At 68.8% G+C, this 4,455-nt stretch carries 3 protein-coding genes and 1 pseudogene; all 4 read left to right on the top strand.

Annotation, left to right across the window (positions count from 1 at the left end):
- Window positions 1-500: pseudogene (locus tag G9E11_RS15040) on the top strand (hypothetical protein); the annotation flags it as partial.
- Window positions 469-696 carry a hypothetical protein gene (locus tag G9E11_RS21180; RefSeq protein WP_246468982.1) on the top strand — a complete coding sequence of 76 codons (228 nt, stop codon included), beginning with the start codon at window positions 469-471 and terminating at the stop codon, window positions 694-696. The pseudogene G9E11_RS15040 and the gene G9E11_RS21180, both read left to right, overlap by 32 nt.
- On the top strand, window positions 693-3,326 hold the full coding sequence (locus G9E11_RS15035; RefSeq protein ID WP_190607140.1) for a non-ribosomal peptide synthetase: 2,634 nt from the start codon (window positions 693-695) through the stop codon (window positions 3,324-3,326). Before G9E11_RS21180 ends, G9E11_RS15035 begins: the two co-directional genes overlap by 4 nt.
- Window positions 3,326-4,333 carry a TauD/TfdA family dioxygenase gene (locus G9E11_RS15030; protein WP_190607137.1) on the top strand — a complete coding sequence of 336 codons (1,008 nt, stop codon included), beginning with the start codon at window positions 3,326-3,328 and terminating at the stop codon, window positions 4,331-4,333. Before G9E11_RS15035 ends, G9E11_RS15030 begins: the two co-directional genes overlap by 1 nt.
- Window positions 4,334-4,455: the final 122 nt, after the last annotated feature.

Here is a 4,455-nt window from a genome sequence, read left to right as displayed (position 1 = left end):
TCGGATCACCGGCGTTCGAGATCCCCCGCTCGGTCCTGCGGGACGCCCTTCCGGAAGAACACACGCACCGTGCGCACTTCCGGCGGGACCTGGCAGCCAAGAACAGGCACAACCGGCACACCATGGCCCTCCTGATGCTGGCGCGGTGGTTCAACATGTCCCTGGCCACGTTGGCTATGTTCGCCGCCCTGGAGCTGTCCGACCAGTTCGGTTTCCTTGCCTTGAGCGCGTCGTTTGTCGTGATGCTCGTGGTCGGCTTGCTGGTCCCCATCGGCATCGAGCGCCTCGTGACGGGGTTTCGGCCGCTCCAGCCCAGGCTTTGTTCCATCTACAACCCCCACTTCTGGTCGCACGAGCGGTACTGGAAGCTGATGGCCGAGAGCCGATACACGGCCATCCTCAACGGGACGCCGTTCAAGCCACTGTTACAACGGCACTACGATCCAGTCCCATTCCCAGGAGGACGGAATGTTCAAGTCCGACCACATCGTCATCGGTGACGACGTCACGCTCGGCGTCGGTGCTTTTGTCCACTACGGAATGACCATCGAAGACCGCGTCGTCGTCGCCGCCGACTCCTTCGTGATGAAGGGGACGACTCTCGCCAGCGGTTCCCTGTGGGCTGGCAACCCGGCCGAAGAGGCCCGGGCCGCCGCCACCTCGTCCCCCCTTGTGCTGGAAAGGCCCGCATCATGACCGCCACCTCTGCGCTGACCTGCCGCACCGCCGCCGACCACCCGCCTGGCCCGGGCAAGGACCGGAGCGCCCCCGCGGGTGCCGCGCGCACGGTGATTCCCAGGTGGGCGCGGGAGCGCCGGCCGGGTCAGGGGCGGATCGAAGTTGCTGTGCCCCAGGACCTGCGCCAGGGCGTGCGGACACTGTCCCGCATGTTGGACGCGACCCCTGAATCGATCTGGATGGCAGCTCATGCGAGGGTGCTCCAGGCGCTGTCCGGCGAAACAGAGGTCACGACCGGCTGCAAGGACGCGTCGGGGACCTGGCCCTGCGAACTCGATCTGGAACTGGGCTCATGGCATGCGCTGGTCTCCTCGGCGCGCATCCGGCAGGCCCAGGCCCACGCCGAGCGGGCCGGAGGGCCGCAGGCGGGGCGGCCGCCGGTTTCCGGGACGTACGAGGTGGTATTCAGCGCCGGCGGTGACGGGGGTTCCGGGCTCGCTGAAGGCCTCGTCCTGGGAGTGTCACTCCGCGGCGGTGATGGTGGCGAAGGGTTGAGCCTGCGCTACCGCCGCGACGTCCTGGACGAGGACGCGGCCCTCCGGATCGCCGGCTATCACCTGAGCGCGGTCCGCCATCTGGTCGCGGACCCTGGCTCGGACCCCGCTGAGGCCGACCTTGTCGGTCCCGGGGAGCGGCGCTTCCAGCTTGAGCAGCTGGCCGGGCCCGGGCGGTCCCGGCCGCAGCGGCGTTTCCATGAGCTGTTCGAGGAGCGTGTCCGGCAGCATCCCGAGCGGATCGCGGCGGTCCAGGACGCGCGGGAGTGGACGTACGCGGAGCTGAACGCCCGCGCCAACCGGATCGCCCGCGCCCTGGACGTGCGGGGTTTGCGGGCGGAGGACATCGTGGCGGTCGTCGCCGAACGGGACCTGGAGTGGATGGCCGCCGTGATCGGCATCCTCAAGGCCGGAGGCGCGTACCTGCCGATCGAACCGCATTTCCCGGCCGACCGAATCGGCAGAACGCTCACGCGGGCCGGGGCCCGGGTGGTGCTGACCGAAGGCGGCAGCACCGCCACGCTCGATGAGGCGCTGGAAGGAATGCCTGCGGTGACGAGGCTCCTCTTGGAGGATATCGAGGCCGAGGGGCATGCCGCTGACGATCCCGGCCTGGAGGTGCGTCCCGATCAGCTCGCCTACGTCTACTTCACTTCGGGTTCTACGGGCGAGCCGAAGGGCGCAATGTGCGAACACGACGGGATGGTGAACCACCTGTACGCCAAGGTCGAGGACCTGGGGATTCGCCCTGGGGACGTCGTCGCCCAGAGCGCCCCCCAATGCTTCGACATCTCGCTGTGGCAACTGCTCTCGGCCCTGCTCGTCGGCGGCCGCACACTCATCGTCGGTCAGGACCGCATCCTCGACGTCGAACGGTTCATCGACACGGTGGAACGGGGCGCGGTCGCGGTCTTCCAGGTCGTCCCGTCGTATCTGGACGCGGTGGTGGCGTACCTGGGCGGCAAACCCCGCGCCCTGCCGCACCTGCGCTGCGTCTCGGCGACCGGGGAGGCCCTGAAAGGTGAGCTGGTCCGCCGCTGGTTCGACGTGATGCCGAACGTCAAGCTGGTCAACGCCTACGGGCTGACGGAGACCTCGGACGACACGAACCACGAGGTGATGAGCGCAGCGCCCGCGGGAGGTTCCGTGCCACTGGGCCCGCCGATCCCGAACGTCCGGATCCATATCCTCGATGAGCGGGGCCGGCTCGTGCCGCTCGGAGCCCCCGGCGAGATCGCGTTCTCCGGCGTGTGCGTGGGCCGCGGCTACATCAACGACCCGGAACGCACCGCACAGGCCTACACCACCGACCCCTACGTGGACGGCGCGCGGCTCTACCGGGCCGGCGACTACGGCCGATGGTCCCCGGACGGCAAGCTGGAGTACCTGGGCCGGCGGGACAACCAAGTCAAGATCTCCGGGTTCCGCATCGAGATCGGCGACATCGAGAACGCCCTGTTGCGGGTCCCCGGAGTCCGCGACGGCGCCGTCGTCCTCGGCGAGGGCACTGTCGTCGGTGAGGGCTCAGGGCAGTCCAGGTTCCTGGTCGCGTTCTACTCCGGTCACCGGCCGCTCGAGGCCGATCACATCCGCAGCGCGATGGCTACCCGGGTACCGGGCTACATGGTTCCCTCCACGTACAGGTGGCAGGAGAACCTGCCCCTGACCGGCAACGGAAAGATCGACCGGAAGGCCCTGACCCGCATGGCGCGGGAGGTCCTGCCCGAGGCCGGCACCGCTACCGAAACCCTCTCGGCCCCCGAACAGCGCCTCGCCCAGGCATGGGCGAGCGTGCTCGGCCTGCCGGCGGCCCGGATCGGCAGGCAGGACTCGTTCTTCGCACTGGGCGGGACCTCGCTGTCCGCGGTGAAGCTCGCCGTCCTGCTCAAACGCGCAGTGACGATCAAGGACATCATGCAGACACCCGTCCTGGCGGACCTGGCGGCCCTGCTCCAAGCCCCGTCCCTGGCGGACGCTGCCGTGGCGGCCGCCCCGCGGCCCGCGGGAGCCCTCCCGGAGCCCGGCTCCATCGCCCCGGCGGGAGGACCGGCCGGCCGCTCCCACCCGCTACCCCTGAAAGGAAAGGACCTCTGATGTCGACTCCTACACCCGGGACCCAGTTCGACGTGGAACGCCAAACCGGCCAGGCGCCGCTGCTCACCGCCGAGAACGGCCACGGCCCCGTGCGGTGGGCCGAAGAGAACCGTGAGGCGCTGCGGGCGGCCGTGGATGAACACGGCGCCGTCCTCGTCCGCGGCCTGGGCCTGCGCGATCCGGCCGAAGTGGCCGATACCTTCCAACGGCTCGTTTCCGGTGGCCTCATGCCGGACCGGGAAGCGTTCGCCGCCAGGCAGCCCTACCTGGACGGCGTGTACTCATCCCTCACCTGGCCCGCGAACCAGCCCATGTGCATGCACCACGAACTCAGCTACGCACTCGAGTTCCCCGGCCTGATGCTCTTCGCCTGTCTCCAGGCACCCGGCGCCGGCGGGGTGACCGGTGTGGCAGACGCCCGCGCCGTGCTCGATGCCATACCCCCGGACATCGCCCGGCGCTTCGAAAACGAAGGGTGGCTGCTCGCCCGCAGCTACAACCAGGACATCGGTGCCACCTACGAGGAAGCGTTCGGCGTCTCCAACCGCGCCGACGTCGAGGAATACTGCCGCGCACACAAAATCGAGTTCCAGTGGCAGCCCGACGGGGAGCTGCGGACCCGGCAACGGCGCCCCGCCGTGGTCCGGCACCCGGTAACCGGCCAGCGCTGCTGGTTCAACCAGGTCGCGTTCCTAAGCGAATGGACCATCGCGCCCGAGGTGCGGGAGTACCTGGTAGACGTCTACGGCCCCGACGGGCTGCCCTTCAACACCCGCTTCGGCAACGGCGAACCGATCGGGGAGGACATCATCGCCCTCCTGAACGAGACCTACGAAACCCACACCCTCCGCACCCCCTGGGAAACCGGAGACCTCATGCTCGTCGACAACATCCGCATGGCCCACAGCCGGGAGGCCTACGAAGGACCCCGCGAAATCCTCGTCGGCATGGCCGAGCCGCGCAACATCTTCGATCTCGAACCCCACGCCCAGGACGGTGCACAATGACAGAATTTGCCACTTCCCCAGCCACAACGGCCCTGGAGCCGAAAACGGTTCCGCCTTTCGCGGTCATTCCCGGGGCCCAGGTACAGCAGGTGCTCGAGGGACGGGAAAAAAAGGTCATCGAC

The organism is Arthrobacter ipis (assembly GCF_014694315.1).
Taxonomy (GTDB): domain Bacteria; phylum Actinomycetota; class Actinomycetes; order Actinomycetales; family Micrococcaceae; genus Arthrobacter; species Arthrobacter ipis.
The sequence above is the reverse complement of the archived record's forward strand: the minus strand, read 5'-3'. Positions and strand labels throughout refer to the sequence as shown.